Genomic DNA, 14,812 nt, shown 5'->3' on the forward strand with positions numbered 1-14,812 from the left:
GCTCCTTTCGATGGGTTCGCCTGTGCACATCGGGCGCACGTTGGCGCGCGTCGAGCGCCGTCGACGTAGGAGCGAACCAACTTCGGGTGCAAGCGAAGCCTTGTGCCGCGCCGATCTAAAACCGCTCTAAAGCCGCTTGAAACCCGCTCGCAAACCGCCCTGAAGGGGCGTTCAGGCGGGCTCGAAAGCGCGCAGCAGCGCGTGCGACAGGTCGGCCACGAGCGCCTCGCGCTGCGGCGACGGCCGCCAGAACATGCGCCCCGCGACGTTGCCGGCGGCAGCCTCCCAGTCGGGATGGTTGCGCGACGGCTGCCCGCCGCGCACGGCGGCGGCCGCAGCGCGGGTCGTTGCATCGGCGCGGGCCTGCGCATCGCCGTCGGTGGGCGCGTTCGCGGTTGCGTCCGCGTTGATGCGCTGCGTGGCCGCATGGCCGCGCCGCTCCAGCGCCTGCGCGAGCTGCAGCTGCCACGTGATCATCGTGAACAGCACCGCGTCTTCCACGGTGAGCTCGTGCATGTCGCGCAGCTTGTTGGCAATCTTGCGGCCCAGCGGGCCCCAGCCTTGCGACACCGCACCGCCGATGGCGCCGCCCAGCGCCGCGCCCGCACCGAGCGAGATGCCCGCCACCGCCAGGTCGGCCACCACGCCCACGGCCGCGCCGATGACCGCGCCCTTGCCCAGGCGCAGGCCCGCGTCCTTCATGGCCTCGGGGCTGAAGAAGTCGAGCGTCCATCGGCCTTCGATGGCCTGTAGCGGCGCCTCGTCGGCGTCGCCCTGGCGAAAGCCGTAGAGCGCGAGCAGGTCGTCGGTGCAGCGCTGGGCCTTGTCGAACACGGCCTTCTGCAAGGCCGCGACCAGCGCGTTGCGCCGCGCGGTGTCGGCGAACTCGGTGGCCGACACGGTGCGGCGCACCGCGGCGGCATCGACCAGCAACTCGGCGATGCGCGCGCAAGCCGACTGGCGGCGCAGTGCCGCCTCGGCGGCCAGCGTGTCGACCACGCCGCGCAGCAGCTCGCGGCGCTCGCGCAGCAGCGTGGCCAGGTCGTTGTACAGGTCTTGCTCGGCGCCGACGAAGGGGGCGGCCGCGTCGAAGCGCACCTGCACGTGCAGGCCGTAGGCCGACAGCAGCTCCTTCCACGCGGGCTCGCGGCTGGCGGCGTCGCGCACGAAGTTGAGCACCGGCAGCACCGGGCGCGCGCAGGAGTTGAGCAGCTCGATCTCGTCGCGGAACTTGGGCAGCACCGGCTCGCGCACGTCGATCACCAGAAAGGCGGCGTCGATGTCGAGCATGGTGCGCAGCACCTTGGCTTCCTGCTCGAACACGCCGTGGGCCTCGGGGCCCTGCAGGAAGCGGCGGATGCGCTCGGGCGGCGTGGCCTGTGTGGGATGCGCGGCCTGCGTGTCGAAGGCGGCGAGGTGCTCGCGCAGCGCGACGGCGTCTTCCAGCCCGGGCGTGTCGAAGAAACGCACCGCGACCGCGCCGTTCACCTCGAGGTCGGCCGACTCGACATGGCGCGTGGTGCCGGGCCGGTCGGACACTTCGCCGAAATGCGCGCGCCGCGTGAGCGTGCGCAGCAGCGATGTCTTGCCCGCGTTGGTGTGGCCGACGACGGCGATGCGGATGGGCTGCGCGGTCATGGCACGGGCGCGGTGTCGCGCAGGGCGGTGGCGAGGTGCTCGATGGCTGTCACGCGTTGCAGGCCGGTGCCGTGCAGCCAGTCGCGCCAGCGCTGCGTGGCCGCGGCCTGGGGCGCGCCGGTCAGCCAGAGGCGGCATTCGCCGCAATGCGCCAGCACTTCGCGCAGGAAGCGCTCGGTGCCGCGGTCGGGGCTCGATGCGGCATGGCACACCAGCAGCACGGTGCGCGGGTGGATGCGCGCCAGCTGGTCGAGCAGCGCGCGGCGCGACGGCGCGCTGCCGTCGATGCGCTGGACCTGGATCGAGGGGAGGGTGGGGAGGGTGGCCAGCTCGGCGGGCGGCCAGGGCGTGTCCGGGGTGCTGGGCGGCAGTTCGAAACCGACGACGAACACCACGTCCTGCAACTGCGCATCCGACAGGCCGGCGGGCGTGGCGTCGTGCGCGCGGCCGGGGTCGGCATCGACGATGACTGCCGGTGCCATCGCGGCGAAGCGGGCGAGCAGCTTGTGGTAGTAGGGCGCGCTCCAGTCGGGCTGCAGCGCGCGGCGCCGGCTGCGCCACATGGCCGCGCTCCACAGCGCCAACGCCACGCGCGGCAGCAGGCCGTACACCACGATGCAGCCGGTGAGCCACAGCGCCCAGGTGCGCTGCCCGCCCGCGCTGGCGGCGCCGGGCGCGGTGGCCAGCACGGTGGCCGCATCGGGCACGGGAAAGCCGAGCTTCGCGGGCGCCCAGCCCAGCGTGTGCACGGCCTGCACGAAAAAGGCCGGATCGAGGATCGTCGTTTCCCAGCTCAGCGTGTAGCTGCGGAACGCGAGCGCGAACAGCATGGCAGCCAGCACCACAGCGAACGACAGCGACCAGATGCCATGGCTTACCAGCCCGAAAGCCCAGGGCAGCAGCCGCGCGCGCGAAAGCAGGCCGGTGGCCGCGCGCAGCAGCACCGGCGCCTGGCCCCGCTTGCCCCCCGCGACGCGCGCGGTGAGCGACAGCCAGATCCAGCCGAGCGAGGCGCTGCCGAAGGAGCCCAGCGGCAGCCACAGGCCGACGAGCCACAGCAGCAGCGTGAGCGCATGCAGCCCCAGCAGGCTGACCAGCGCGACGATCACGTTGATATGGCGCTCGCCGCCGCCGACCACGTTGCCTGCAAGGCCGAGGCCCGCCAGCACGATGAGCGCGACCATTGCCAGCAGCACCCACGGCGCCCATTGCCGGGCACGTTGCAGTTCAGGCTGAAGACCGATGCGTTCGCCGAGATGCAAAGCGCGTTCCGTGACCTGGGCGTGGCTGTAGGGGGTGCGCGAGGCGGCGGTGCGCATCGCCTGGGCGTCGTCGAGCGGGCCGTTCTGTTCGGTCCAGCGGATCGCCTCGGTGATGACCGCATCGTGGAAGGCGGGTGCGGCGGTCGCGGCGGATGCCGCTGGCGTCTCGGGTGTCTCAGGTTCTTGCAGCGCGGTCGCGGTGTTGGTCAACAGGGTCCCTTTGCTGGTGAGTGCCCGCGCGGCGGCGGGGCGCGCAAATTATGCCCGGCACGTACGCCCGCTATTCATGCCGGCGACGCCTTGCGGCCCTCGGGGCTCTCCGCCGCGCGCCCATGAGAAACGGGGCCGCAAGCGGCCCCGTTCGCAAGGGAAACAAATGGAGGCGGCGCGTGCCCAGTCTCAGCGAAGGCCGAAGAACGAAAGCACCGCGACAACGACCACGACCAGACCGACGATGTAGATGATGGAATTCACGCGAAGGCTCCTGTGTGTTGAATATGTATTCAGCTTCGCCGCATGGGGGCTTCTTGACTGTCGGCAAGCAGCGGCGTGTGGTGTAGGACTCGCGAAGCGAACGCGTCAGGGTGACCCCGGCATTTCTTCGTCTCGCCGGCCTTTCCCCTTCGAGGCGCCGCGGATGTGACCATTGTTTGCAATGGGCAACCACGCACGACGCAAGACTCTGGCCCTCCTCCGCCATCCCTGCCAGGGTCTTCCCATGCCACCCCACGCGCCTTCCATCCACCCTATTCACCCTGTTCACCCTGCCCACCCCGGCGCCCGCCTGCCGCGCACCGCCAACGCCCAACCCCTGCGCGTCAACGCGCACCTGCTGCCCACGCTGTTCGACCGGCTGCGCGACGAGGCACCCAGCCGCACCTCGGAGCAGCCTTCGGACTACACCGTGACACCCGCGCAGATGCGCGACATCCTGCAGCGCGACCTGGCCTTCTTGCTGAACACCACCAACGCCGAAGACCTGATCGACCGCAAGCGCCACGCACAAGCGGCATCGTCGACCGTCAACTTCGGCGTGCCGCCGCTGGCGGGCAGCTACCTGTCGGAGCGCAAGTGGGCCGACATCGAACGCATCATTCGCCGCGCCGTGCTCGACTACGAGCCGCGCCTGATGCCGCAGACGCTCTCGGTGGTGCCGCTCATGAAGGAAGAGGGCGCGGCGCAGGGCTGCAACGTGCTGCTGTTCGAGATTCGCGCGCTGATCGACCTGCGCCCTTATCCGCTGGAGTTCACGGTGCAGAGCGCGGTCGACCTGGAAACCAACCGCATGAGCGTGCTGCACGCGGCGCGCTGAACCCTCCCGGGCCGTGCCGGGCTCCGTCGACACCACCCTTCTTTCCTCGCTCGCTTCCTCGCTCGCTTGCTTTCAATTTCCTTTCACCCGTTTCAGGACGCCTCACCGCCATGGACCCGCTACTCCTCGACTACTACAACAAAGAGCTGGTCTACATGCGCGAGGCGGCGAGCGAGTTCGCCAGCGCGCACCCGAAGATCGCGCGGCGCCTGGGCATGCACGGCATCGAGGTGGCCGACCCGTATGTGGAGCGGCTCATCGAGTCGTTCAGCTTCCTGTCGGCGCGCATGCAGATCAAGCTGGACGCGGAGTTTCCGCGCTTCGCGCAGCGGCTGCTCGAGGTGCTCTACCCCAACTACCTGAGCCCCACGCCCTCGATGGCCGTGGCGCAACTGCACCCCAGCGTGAAAGAAGGCGACTTCACACGCGGCTTCGTGGTGCCGCGCGGCACCGCCTTTCATGCGCGCGTGCCGGCCGGCGAGGAAACGCCGTGCGAGTTCCGCTCCAGCCAGGACGTGACGCTGTGGCCCTTCGAAATTGCCGACGCGCGGCTGACCGGCGCGCCGCCCGACATTCCCGCGCTGGAGCGCTACCTGCCGCCGCACGTGCAGGTGACGGGCGCGCTGCGGCTGCGGCTGCGCATCGTCGGCGAGATGAGCTTCGCGGCGTTGGCGGGGCTTGACCGCCTGCCCATCTACCTGCGCGGCAACGAGCAGGTGGCTTCGCACCTGTTCGAGCTGCTGCACACCTCGGCCGTGGCCACCTTCGTCGGCGAGCCCGGCAAGCTGGCCGATCGGCCGCACGTGGTGACCGAGGGTGCGCTGGTGCACGAAGGCCTGGCGCCTGGTGAAGGGCTGTTGCCGCTCGAATGGAACACCTTTCACGGCCACAACCTGCTGCACGAGTACTTCGCGTGCCCGGAGCGCTTCTACTTCTTCACGCTCACGCAGCTGGCGCCGGGCCTGGCGCGGGTGCAGGGCAAGGAGGTGGAAATCGTCGTGCTGCTGGGCAAGCCGCCGGGGGCGTTGGGGGCGCTGGTCGACGCGGGGCAGTTCGCGCTGTTCAGCACGCCGGTGGTCAACCTGTTCGAGCGGCGCACCGACCGCATCGAGCTCGACGAAGCCCAGCCCGAATTCCACCTGGTGCCCGACCGCTCGCGGCCGCTCGACTTCGAGGTGTATTCGGTCAAGCGCATCGCGGGCCAGCAGGCGCAGACCACGGCCGAGCTGGAATTTCGCCCGCTGTACCAGACGCTGAACGAAGACGAGGGCAACCACGGCCGCTACTTCTCGGTACGCCGCGAGCCGCGCCTGGCGTCGGGCAACGCGCGCAAGTACGGCACGCGCACGCCGTACATCGGCACCGAGGTGTTCCTGTCGCTGGTCGACCAGCACGAGGCGCCGTACCCCGAGAGCCTGCGCTACCTGTCGGTGAAGGCGCTGCTCACCAACCGCGACCTGCCTTGCCTGGTGCCGCGCAACGGGCATTCGGACCTGGCTGTTTCCGACTCGGTGCCGGTGTCGGCGGTGGGGCTCATTCGCCCGCCGAGCACGCCCAAGTCGCCGTTCGCGCAGCGCGAGATCGCGTGGCGGCTGATACGCCAGCTCGGTTTCAACCACCTGCCGCTGGCCGACATGCCGCACCGCGAGGGCGCGCAGGCGCTGCGCGACATGCTGCGCCTGTTCGTCACCGCCGACAACGACGTGCTGGCCCGCCAGATCGACAGCCTGGTCGGCTCGCGCATCGAACCCGTCACGCGCAGGCTGCCGGGCGCGGGGCCGCTCATCTACGGGCGCGGCGTGCAGTGCACCCTGCGGGTCGACGAAGAGGGCTTTTCGGGCACCAGCCCCTACCTGCTGGGGCTGGTGCTGGAGCACTACCTGGCGCGGCACGTGAGCATCAACGTGTTCACGCAGACGGTGCTCGAATCGATGCAGCGCGGCACGGTGGCGAAGTGGCCGGTGCGCATGGGAGGGCGGGGCATCGTCTGAGGCGAGGGCCGCTTGCTCCAGCCTTCCAGCCCTTCAGCCCTTCAGCGTTTTTTTGACGGGCCCCAGCGCCTGCTCGATCAGCCAGCGCATCGCCGCGCGCACCTCCTTCGCGTCGGCGCCCGCATCGATCTCCAGCGCGGCGCGGTCGAAGGCGGCGGACAGCAACTGCGACAGCGCATCGACAGCCACTTCGCCGCGCCCCATGCCGGCGCGCTGCAGGCCCTGGCGCAGTGAATGCGCGGCGTTGGCGTCGTCCATGGCCATGACCTCGGCCATGCCCAGCACGGCCGGTCCGTCGACCAGCAGCAGCCGCGTGCGGCCCGGCACGGTCATGGCGTCCAGGTAGGCATCGGCACCTTGCAGCAGCGCCTCGCGCGGGCCCAGGCGCTCGGGCGTGGCGGCCTCGATGTCGGCGGCCACCGCCATCGCCTCGCGCAGCAGCACCTGGCGGAACAGGTCGCGCTTGTCCGCGAAATGGTGGTACAGCGCGCCGCGGGTGATGCCCGCGGCCACGACAATCTCGGGGGTGGAGGTGTCGCCGTAGCCCTTGCCGACGAAGAGCGCGCGGGCGGCTTCGAGCAAGGCCAGCTGGGTGGTTTCGGTGCGTTCGCGGTTGGTGGCCATGCGGCGTAATTTACATGCAGGCTGTCTGTAGGTTAGTATTTAACGTACGTACAGCCTGTATGTTTACGTGTTGTGCTTCGGCTTCGTACGTTGTCTTGTTTGTTTGAAAGGACGCCCCATGAAAGTCACGAGCTACTACCCCGTCGTCATGACCACCGCCGTCGCGGCCACCGCCGATTTCTACCGCTCGCATTTCGGTTTCGTGCCGCTGTTCACGAGCGACTGGTATGTGCACTTGCAGCTGGCCGACGAGCCCTCGGTGAACCTCGCGGTGCTCGACCGCAGCCACGAGACCATTCCCGAACCAGCACGCGGCCAGACCGTGGCCGGCCTGCTGCTGAACTTCGAGGTGGAAGACGTCGATGCGGTGCACGACCGGCTCGCCGCGGCCGGCCTGCCCATTCTTCTTTCATTGCGCGACGAGGCCTTCGGCCAGCGCCACTTCATCACGCGCGACCCGAACGGCGTGCTGATCGACATCGTCAAGCCGATTGCGCCGAGCGCGGAGTTCGCCTCGCAGTACGAGGCCGGCGCGCTGCCCAAATGATGTGACGCGGCGCGGCCCGCGTTGATTCAAAGGCCGGTGCCGCTCAGCGTTCCGCTGCACGCCGCGGCAGCTCGCAGGCCCGCCGGCGCTCCCGCCCGTTCGTCAGGTGCAGCCGCATGGCGGCCCGCGCGGCGTCCGCGTCTTGCCGCGAGATGGCCTCGAAGATGTCCCGGTGCTCGTCGGCCACCTGCTTCGTCCACAGCGCGCCCTGCGTGGCACCACCCACGGCAACCAGCAAGGCCGTGGGAACGCAGCGCGGGCCGAGCGCCTCGAGCACAGCCGCGAAGTGCGGGCTTTGCGAGGCGCGCGCGACCTCCAGGTGGAATTGAAAGTCGGCGAAGGCGGTGTCCGCATGCTGTGCCTTCGCGGTGTCGATGGCATCGAGCGCGCGCTTCAGCGACGCCAGGCCGTTCGCGCTGCGCCGTTGCGCCGCCAGCGCGGCGGCTTCGGTTTCCAGCCCGATGCGCAGTTCGATCAGCGCCACGGCCTGCGGCAGGCTGTCGTCCGGGCCGCTGTCGACACGAAACGCCCGGGCCCGCGACGCGCCGGTGACGAAGCTGCCCACGCCGCGCTGCGCCCGGACCACGCCCGCCGCCTGCAGCTTCGACAGCGCCTCGCGCACCACGGTTCGGCTCACGCCGAACTCGCGCATGATCGCCGCCTCGGTCGGCAGCTGGTCGCCCGCGCGCAGCGGGCCGACACGGATGCGCTGGTTCAGCGCGTCGGCGATGCCGGCGCTCAGGCTGCGCGGGCGTGTCGGGTTGAGCAGCTTCATGGGCGGGGCGGGGCAGTTCGGGGGCGCAGGCTGGTTGCCGGCCGCTATTCCGCCTTGATGTTGTTGTCCTTCACCACCTTGCCCCAGCGCTGCGTCTCGGTGTGCATCCACTGCGAGATCTGCTGGCGCGTCATGGGCGAGGGCTCGGAGCCCAGCTCCTGCAGTCGCTTGGCGAAGCCGGGCTGCGCCACGACGTGCTGCACGGCCGCCTGCAGCTTGTCGAGCACGGCGGGCGGCGTGTTGCCGGGCGCCAGCAGGCCCTGCCACGATCCGGTGACGAAGTCGGGAATCTGCGACGCGACGGTCGGCACGCCCGGCGTGGCCGCGAAGGGCTTGGCGCTGGTGACCGCGATGGCGTTGACCTTGCCGCCCTGCACCAGCGCATTGGTGGCGACCACGCTCGCCATGGCGCTGTCGATCTGCCCGCCCGCCAGGTCGGCCAGCGCCTGCGAGCCGCCCTTGTAGCCGATCACGTTGAAGGCAAAGCCGCGGTCCTGCGCCAGCAGGATGCCCGCGAGCTGGCTGATGGACGCGAGCGGCGTGCCGAAGCTCACAGGCTTGCCGCTCTTCTTGGCGTAGGCGGCGAGTTCGTCGATGGTCTTCACGGGCAGGTCCTTGCGAACCACCAGCAGGTGCGGCGAATAGGCCGGAATCGCGATGGGCACCAGGTCTTTCTCGGGGTTGTAGCTCAGCTGCGGCACCACGCTCGGGCCGATGGTGAGCACGCTCATGTCGAGCAGCAGCAGGTTGTAGCCGTCGGGCGCCGACTTGGCCACGAAGGCTGCGCCGATATGCCCGTTGCCGCCCGCCTTGTTCTCCACGATGACGGGCTGCTTGAACATCTCGCCCAGTTCCTTGGCCAGCAGGCGGCCCAGCACGTCGGAGGTGCCGCCGGGCGGGTTGGGCACCACGATGCGGATCATCTTGGTGGGGTAGCTGGCCGCCGCGTCCTGCGCGCGGGCCGGCAGGCAGGCGCCGGCCAGCAGAGAGGCCGCGGCCATGCCCAGCAGGGCGCGCCGGGCGTTGGTGCGGTGTGCGCCAGGAGCGAACAGGGGAATCGATGTCTCGGCTTTCATGGGTGTCTCCGTTGGATGTGTGTGGACCGGAACGCGGGGCCGTGAATGGCCGAGGAGCGAAATCTGCGGCGGCCGCTCAGCGCGCCGTGTGGATCACGTTGCGCAGCGGCTCGCCCTGCCGAAGCCGCGCGATGTTGTCCGCCATGAAGCGATAGCGCCGCTCGAGCAGCGCGGGCGTGATGGCCGAGATGTGCGGCGTGGCGCGCACGTTGGGCAGCGCGTGCAGCGGCCAGCGCGAAGGCGCGACCGGCGGCTGGCCCTTTTTCGGGTACTGGTACCAGACGTCGAGCACCGCGCGCCCCAGGCGACCGTCGCGCAGCGCCTCGTACAGCGCGGGCTCGTCGACCACCTCCGCGCGCGCCACATTCACCAGCAGCGCCTGCGCGGGCAGCAGCGCCAGCTGGCGCGCGCCGATGAGCCCGCGCGTGCTGTCGTCCAGCGGGCAGCACACCACCAGCACCTGCGCGCGCGGCAGCACCTCGTCGAGCGCCGACACCGCGACGAACTCGTGTGCCAGGGGCTCGGCCAGCGCGGGTGCTTGCCGGCCGCTGCGCGTCACCGCGATCACGTGCATGCCGAAGGCCCGCGCGCGGCGCGCGATTTCCTGCCCGATGTGGCCGAAGCCCAGGATCGCGACCGTCTTGCCGTGCGCCTCGTCATGCGGTGCGCGCTGGGCGTAGGCCTGTGCCCAGGCGTCGGCGTCCAGTGTCTGCGGGTACTGCCACAGCCGCAGCGAATGCTCCAGGATGGCGTGCAGCACGAACTCGGCAATCGGCACCTCGTGGCCGTGCACGTTGCACACCGTGGTGCCCGCGGGCAGCGACTGCATCGCGATCTGCTCCGACCCCGCGCCGGGCACCTGCAGCAGCCGGCAGCGCAGGCGCGCGGCCTCGCTGTCGCTCACGCTGTTGGCGATGACCACGTCCGCGGCGATGGCGCCGGCCTCGGGGAAAGCCTGCAGCGCTTCGACCTCGTGCCCGGGGCCGAGCAGGGCGCGCAGGCGGGGTGCGTGGGGCGCGTGGAGCCCGACGATCTGGATGTGCATGGGAAAAAGCCTTGTGTTCTGAAAAGGTGGAGGCGGCGGCGCGCGGTATCGGCTTGCGGGCAGTGCGCGATCAGTGATCGGCTACCGGCTCTCGCGCACGACAAGGTCGGGCCGCTGCTTGAAGGCGTCCTGCAGCCGCGTGCCCAGTCCGGGCGTCGCGGGCGGCTGGGCCATGCCCTCGCGGATCACCGGCAGCTCGGTGACGATGTCGCGGTACCAGGTCGCCAGCGTGGCGCGCACCACCTCCTGGTAGATGGCCGTGGGCGCGTGCAGCGCCATCTGCAGCCCGGCCATCAGCGTGACCGGGCCGGTGCAGTCGTGCGGTGCCAGCGGGCGGTTGTAGGCCTGTGCCAGCGCGGCGATCTTGCGGCCCTCGGTGAAGCCGCCGCACCAGGCCAGGTCGAGCATGACCACGTCGAGCGCGTCGTTGGCCAGCAGGTCGCGAAACGGGCGCAGGCCGCCCAGCGTCTCGCTGCCGCATACCGGCACCCGCGTACGGCGGCGCAGGTCGGCAAGGCCGGCGCTGTCGTCCATCTTGCACAGCGGGTCTTCCACCCAGAACACGTCGAATTCCTCCAGCGCCTGGCAGATGCGCAGCGCCGAATGGCCGCCGAACAGACTGTGCAGCTCGCACATCACCTCGATGCGGTTGCCCACGGCCTCGCGGATCTTGCGAAAGGGCTCCAGCCCTTTGTCGAGGTCTGCCAGTCCGATGAGCTGGCCGCCGCTGGCGGGCGCGTAGATGTCGAAGGGCCAGATCTTCATGGCCTTGTAGCCCTCGTCGAGCAGGCTGCGGGCGAGCGCGCCGGCGTCGCGCATGAACGCCACCTGGTCGTCGTAGGGGCCCTGGGGCTCGTCGTGCGCGCCGATGTCGCGGCGCTGGCCGTTGGTGTTGAAGGCGTAGCCCGCGCAGGTGTTGTAGACCGGCACGCTGGGGCGCGCCAGGCCGCCCAGCGCCTCGTGCACGGGCACGCCCTGGCGCTGGCCGGCCAGGTCCCACAGGGCGATGTCGACCGCGCTGGCCGAGCGCACTTCCACCCCCGAGCTGTTGTAGCCCACGTAGGGTGTGAGCAGGTGGCGCGAAATGCCTTCGATGTGCCGCGCATCGCGCCCCAGCAGCCAGGGCGCGAGCTCTTCGTGCAGGCAGGTTTCCACCGAGGCCGCGCCGCGAAAGGTCTCGCCGAGGCCGACGAGGCCATCGGCCGTTTCCAGCTCCAGCCAGATCAGGCTGGGCCGCTCCGGCAGGCGGTAGGTGCGCAGGCAGCGAATGAAAGACATGATTTACAGCTTTTTATATCTTTGCCAAAATAACTAGCTCGGCTCGGCGGCTTTGGCGTTGAAATGAATTGTCTTCTTCGGAATTGGCCCGCCAATCACCGAATACCCTGTAAATACCTGTCATATGAAAACACCTGTTTCAGCCGGTTCGGACGCCGCCCTGCACGCGCCGAAAGCCGAGCGTCTTCTGGGCGACAAGGTCTATGAAGATTTGCTGCAGCTGCTGGGCACGCCGGGTTTCGAGCCGCGCGCGCGGCTGCCGGGAGAAACGGCGCTGTCGCAGCGCCTGGGGGTGTCGCGCCCGGTGCTGCGCCAGGCGCTGGCGCGGTTGCGCGAAGAAGGGCGCCTCTACGCGCGCAAGGGTTCGGGCAATTTCGTGACCGATGCGCTGCCGCAGGCCAAGCCCATTTCGCTGAGCACGCTGGAGAACATCGCGGACATCCGCGCGTTCCTCGAATTTCGCTGCTTCATGGAAGGCGAGGCCGCCGCCCGCGCCGCGCGCATGCGCACCACCGACGACATGCACCACATACGCCGCTGCCGCGAGCGCTTCGAGCAGGCGCTGGTGGACGGCAGCGACGCCGTGGAAGAAGACGTGGCCTTCCACGACGCGGTGGCCCAGGCCTGCGGCAACCGCTTCTTCAGCATGACGATGACGGCCCTGGCGCCGCAGACGCGCTTCAGCATCGGGCTGTCACGCAGCCTGTCGGGGCGCCCGCAAGGCGAGCGGCGCGCCATGGTGTACCAGGAGCACACGGCGGTGGAAGAGGCCATCGAGCGGCAGGACGCCGATGCGGCGCGCCAGGCGATGGAGGCGCATCTGCGCGGGGGCATTGCGCGGTTGTTCGGGCAGCCGGGCTGAGAGCCGCGGTGCCTCGCTTCGGGGCACTGCCGCGGCCCCCACGCCCCCGCTCCCCCGACCCGGGGCTTCAGGCCCTGATCGCCTCGCCCTCGTCGAGGTCTTCACCCAGAAAACCGCCGCTCTGGTGCGCCCACAGCCGTGCGTAGAGCCCGCCCTGCGCCATCAGTGTGCGGTGGTCGCCTTCTTCCACCACGCGGCCTTCGTCGAGCACGATGAGCCGGTCCATCGCCGCGATGGTCGACAGCCGGTGCGCAATGGCGATCACGGTCTTGCCTTCCATCAGCGCGTACAGGCTCTGCTGGATGGCAGCCTCCACCTCGGAGTCGAGCGCGCTGGTGGCCTCGTCGAGCAGCAGGATGGGGGCGTCCTTCAGCATCACGCGCGCGATGGCCACGCGCTGGCGCTGGCCGCCCGAGAGCTTCACGCCGCGCTCGCCCACGTGCGCCTCGTAGCCGCGCCGGCCGCTCGCGTCGCCCAGCGTCTGGATGAAGTCGTGCGCCTCGGCACGCCGGGCGGCCGCCTCGATCTGCGCGGGCGTGGCATCGGGCCGGCCGTAGGCCACGTTGTCGGCCACCGAGCGGTGCATGAGCGAGGTGTCCTGCGTGACCATGCCGATGTGGCTGCGCAGCGAGTCCTGCGTGGCGTGCGCGATGTCCTTGCCGTCGATGAGGATGCGGCCGCTTTCCAGGTCATGAAAGCGCAGCAGCAGGTTCACCAGCGTCGACTTGCCCGCGCCCGAACGCCCGACCAGGCCGATCTTTTCGCCGGGCTTCACCGTGAGGTTCAGGTCGTCGATCACGCGGCGCGTCGCGTCGCCGTACTTGAAGCTCGCGTGCTCGAAGCGCACTTCGCCGCGTGGCACCTCGAGCACCGTGGCGTCGGGCGCGTCGAGCACGGTGCGCGGGCGCGACAGCGTCTTCATGCCGTCCTGCACCGTGCCGATGTTCTCGAACAGGCTGGTCATCTCCCACATGATCCAGTGCGACATGCCCTGCAGCCGCAGCGCCATCGCGGTGGCCGCGGCCACCGCGCCCACGCCGACCGCGCCGTTCGACCACAGCCACAGCGCCATGCCGGCCATGCCGGCGGTGAGGCCCATGCTCAGCGTGTGGTTGACGATTTCGAACGCGCTCACCAGCCGCATCTGGCCGTAGCCCGTGTGCATGAACTCGCGCATGGCGTCGCGCGCGAAGCCGGCCTCGCGCTGCGTGTGCGAGAACAGCTTGACGGTGGCGATGTTGGTGTAGGCGTCGGTCACGCGACCGGTCATCAGCGAGCGCGCGTCGGCCTGCGCCTTGCCCACCTTGCCCAGGCGCGGCACGAAGTACACCAGCGCGCCGATGTACAGCACCAGCCAGATCAGGAAGGGCCACACCAGCTGCGCGTCGAGCACGCCCACCAGGATGATCATCGTGGCCACGTACACGCCCATGGCCACCAGCACGTCGGCCAGCACGAACACCGTTTCGCGCACCGCGAGCGCGGTCTGCATCACCTTGGCGGTGATGCGGCCCGCGAACTCGTCCTGGTAGAAGGCCATGCTCTGGCCCAGCATCAGCCGGTGAAAGTTCCAGCGCAGGCGCATCGGCAGGTTCACCGCCAGCGTCTGGTGCTTGACGATGGTCTGCAGCGCCACCACGCCGATGCTCACCACCAGGAACCCGGCCAGCCACAGCAGCGTGTCGCCGCGCTCGGCCCACAGCCGCGAGGGCACCTGCCCGCCGAGCCAGTCGACGATGCGCCCGAGGATGGCGAACAGCGCCGCCTCGAAGATCGACATGACCGCGGTGAGCACCGCCATGGCCGCGATCTTGCCGCGCACGCCGTGCGTGCAGGCCCACAGGAAGGCGAAGAAGCCCTGCGGGGGCAGCGTGGGTTCGGCGGCGGGGTAGGGGTGAAGTAGTTTTTCGAAGAAGCGGAACAAGGAAACTGTCTCCCAGAGAGCCCAAGACTTTAGCCGCGACTGTCGATGGCCTGGTGTTCCTGAAAAATTCCCCTATGGGGCGAGCGCCGGGCGTTGTCAGCCCGAGGCTCGCATGTGCACAGGCCCGCACCGCTGCCTTGGCGGGCGTAGCGCCATAAATATGAAACCCCACGCCGCTACATTGTTGAAAAGGCACTCGCAACAAGCAACCAATGTCATCTCAGCCCTGGGTCGAAACCATCTACATCGCGCACGGCGAACCCGACTGCCGCGTCTATGCCATGCCGTATCCCATGGGCCACAACCAGCGGCCTTCCGACATGCGCCTGAAGGAGCAGATGGACTGGCGGGAAGTCGCGAAGCTGGGGCCGGCGCAGGAGCTGATCTACATCGAGCCCGGTTATTCCGACCTGGCGGCGCGCATCGTCGGGCGGGAGAGCGGCGGGCATTTCCAGGTGACGCGCAACGCTGGATGAAT

At 69.7% G+C, this 14,812-nt stretch carries 13 protein-coding genes; 5 read left to right on the forward strand and 8 right to left on the reverse strand.

Features of this window, described 5'->3' with window-relative positions; translation table 11 throughout:
- Positions 1-171 precede the first annotated feature (171 nt).
- Together AB6807_RS30700 and AB6807_RS30705 are read right to left on the reverse strand one after the other, a co-directional pair.
- Complete coding sequence (locus AB6807_RS30700) at positions 172-1,638, reverse strand: GTPase/DUF3482 domain-containing protein (RefSeq protein ID WP_371087530.1); 1,467 nt, start codon at positions 1,636-1,638, stop codon at positions 172-174.
- Positions 1,635-3,110: a DUF2868 domain-containing protein gene (locus AB6807_RS30705; protein ID WP_371087531.1), complete on the reverse strand. Its 1,476-nt coding sequence runs from the start codon at positions 3,108-3,110 to the stop codon at positions 1,635-1,637. Before AB6807_RS30705 ends, AB6807_RS30700 begins: the two co-directional genes overlap by 4 nt.
- A 508-nt stretch (positions 3,111-3,618) precedes the next feature.
- On the opposite strand from AB6807_RS30705, the gene tssE reads away from it, so the two are divergent.
- Both tssE and tssF read left to right on the forward strand, forming a co-directional pair.
- Positions 3,619-4,212: a type VI secretion system baseplate subunit TssE gene (gene tssE / locus AB6807_RS30710; RefSeq protein ID WP_371087532.1), complete on the forward strand. Its 594-nt coding sequence runs from the start codon at positions 3,619-3,621 to the stop codon at positions 4,210-4,212.
- A 110-nt stretch (positions 4,213-4,322) separates the two neighbouring features.
- Positions 4,323-6,203: a type VI secretion system baseplate subunit TssF gene (gene tssF, locus AB6807_RS30715; RefSeq protein ID WP_371087533.1), complete on the forward strand. Its 1,881-nt coding sequence runs from the start codon at positions 4,323-4,325 to the stop codon at positions 6,201-6,203.
- Between the two features lie 33 nt (positions 6,204-6,236).
- Here tssF and AB6807_RS30720 read toward each other — a convergent pair whose 3' ends face one another.
- Positions 6,237-6,827, reverse strand: coding sequence for a TetR/AcrR family transcriptional regulator (locus AB6807_RS30720; protein WP_371087534.1), 591 nt, complete (start codon positions 6,825-6,827; stop codon positions 6,237-6,239).
- 118 nt (positions 6,828-6,945) lie between these two features.
- Between AB6807_RS30720 and AB6807_RS30725 the strand changes: the two genes are divergently transcribed.
- The gene (locus AB6807_RS30725; protein ID WP_371087535.1) at positions 6,946-7,374 is read left to right on the forward strand and encodes a VOC family protein; all 429 of its coding nucleotides are present in this window, start codon (positions 6,946-6,948) and stop codon (positions 7,372-7,374) included.
- Positions 7,375-7,417: 43 nt separating this feature from the next.
- Here AB6807_RS30725 and AB6807_RS30730 read toward each other — a convergent pair whose 3' ends face one another.
- The 4 genes from AB6807_RS30730 to AB6807_RS30745 form a co-directional block, all read right to left on the reverse strand.
- A complete protein-coding gene (locus AB6807_RS30730) occupies positions 7,418-8,149 on the reverse strand; it encodes a FadR/GntR family transcriptional regulator (RefSeq protein ID WP_371087536.1) in 732 nt (243 codons plus the stop codon).
- Between the two features lie 44 nt (positions 8,150-8,193).
- Positions 8,194-9,225, reverse strand: a complete 1,032-nt coding sequence (locus tag AB6807_RS30735; RefSeq protein WP_371087537.1) for a Bug family tripartite tricarboxylate transporter substrate binding protein — start codon at positions 9,223-9,225, stop codon at positions 8,194-8,196.
- 76 nt (positions 9,226-9,301) lie between these two features.
- Complete coding sequence (locus AB6807_RS30740; protein WP_371087538.1) at positions 9,302-10,270, reverse strand: 2-hydroxyacid dehydrogenase; 969 nt, start codon at positions 10,268-10,270, stop codon at positions 9,302-9,304.
- 81 nt (positions 10,271-10,351) lie between these two features.
- On the reverse strand, positions 10,352-11,548 hold the full coding sequence (locus AB6807_RS30745) for a mandelate racemase/muconate lactonizing enzyme family protein (RefSeq protein WP_371087539.1): 1,197 nt from the start codon (positions 11,546-11,548) through the stop codon (positions 10,352-10,354).
- Between the two features lie 124 nt (positions 11,549-11,672).
- Here AB6807_RS30745 and AB6807_RS30750 point away from each other — a divergent pair, with 124 nt between their 5' ends.
- Positions 11,673-12,410: a FadR/GntR family transcriptional regulator gene (locus tag AB6807_RS30750; RefSeq protein WP_371087540.1), complete on the forward strand. Its 738-nt coding sequence runs from the start codon at positions 11,673-11,675 to the stop codon at positions 12,408-12,410.
- Positions 12,411-12,477: 67 nt separating this feature from the next.
- Here AB6807_RS30750 and AB6807_RS30755 read toward each other — a convergent pair whose 3' ends face one another.
- On the reverse strand, positions 12,478-14,334 hold the full coding sequence (locus AB6807_RS30755; protein WP_371087541.1) for an ABC transporter ATP-binding protein: 1,857 nt from the start codon (positions 14,332-14,334) through the stop codon (positions 12,478-12,480).
- A gap of 212 nt (positions 14,335-14,546) precedes the next feature.
- On the opposite strand from AB6807_RS30755, the gene AB6807_RS30760 reads away from it, so the two are divergent.
- Positions 14,547-14,810 (forward strand): hypothetical protein, encoded by a 264-nt coding sequence (locus AB6807_RS30760; protein ID WP_116911917.1) that lies wholly within the window; start codon positions 14,547-14,549, stop codon positions 14,808-14,810.
- The last annotated feature ends 2 nt before the right edge of the window (positions 14,811-14,812 follow it).

Origin of the sequence: Variovorax sp. RCC_210 (genome assembly GCF_041355175.1) — a bacterium.
In the GTDB taxonomy this organism is placed as follows: Bacteria; Pseudomonadota; Gammaproteobacteria; order Burkholderiales; family Burkholderiaceae_C; genus Variovorax.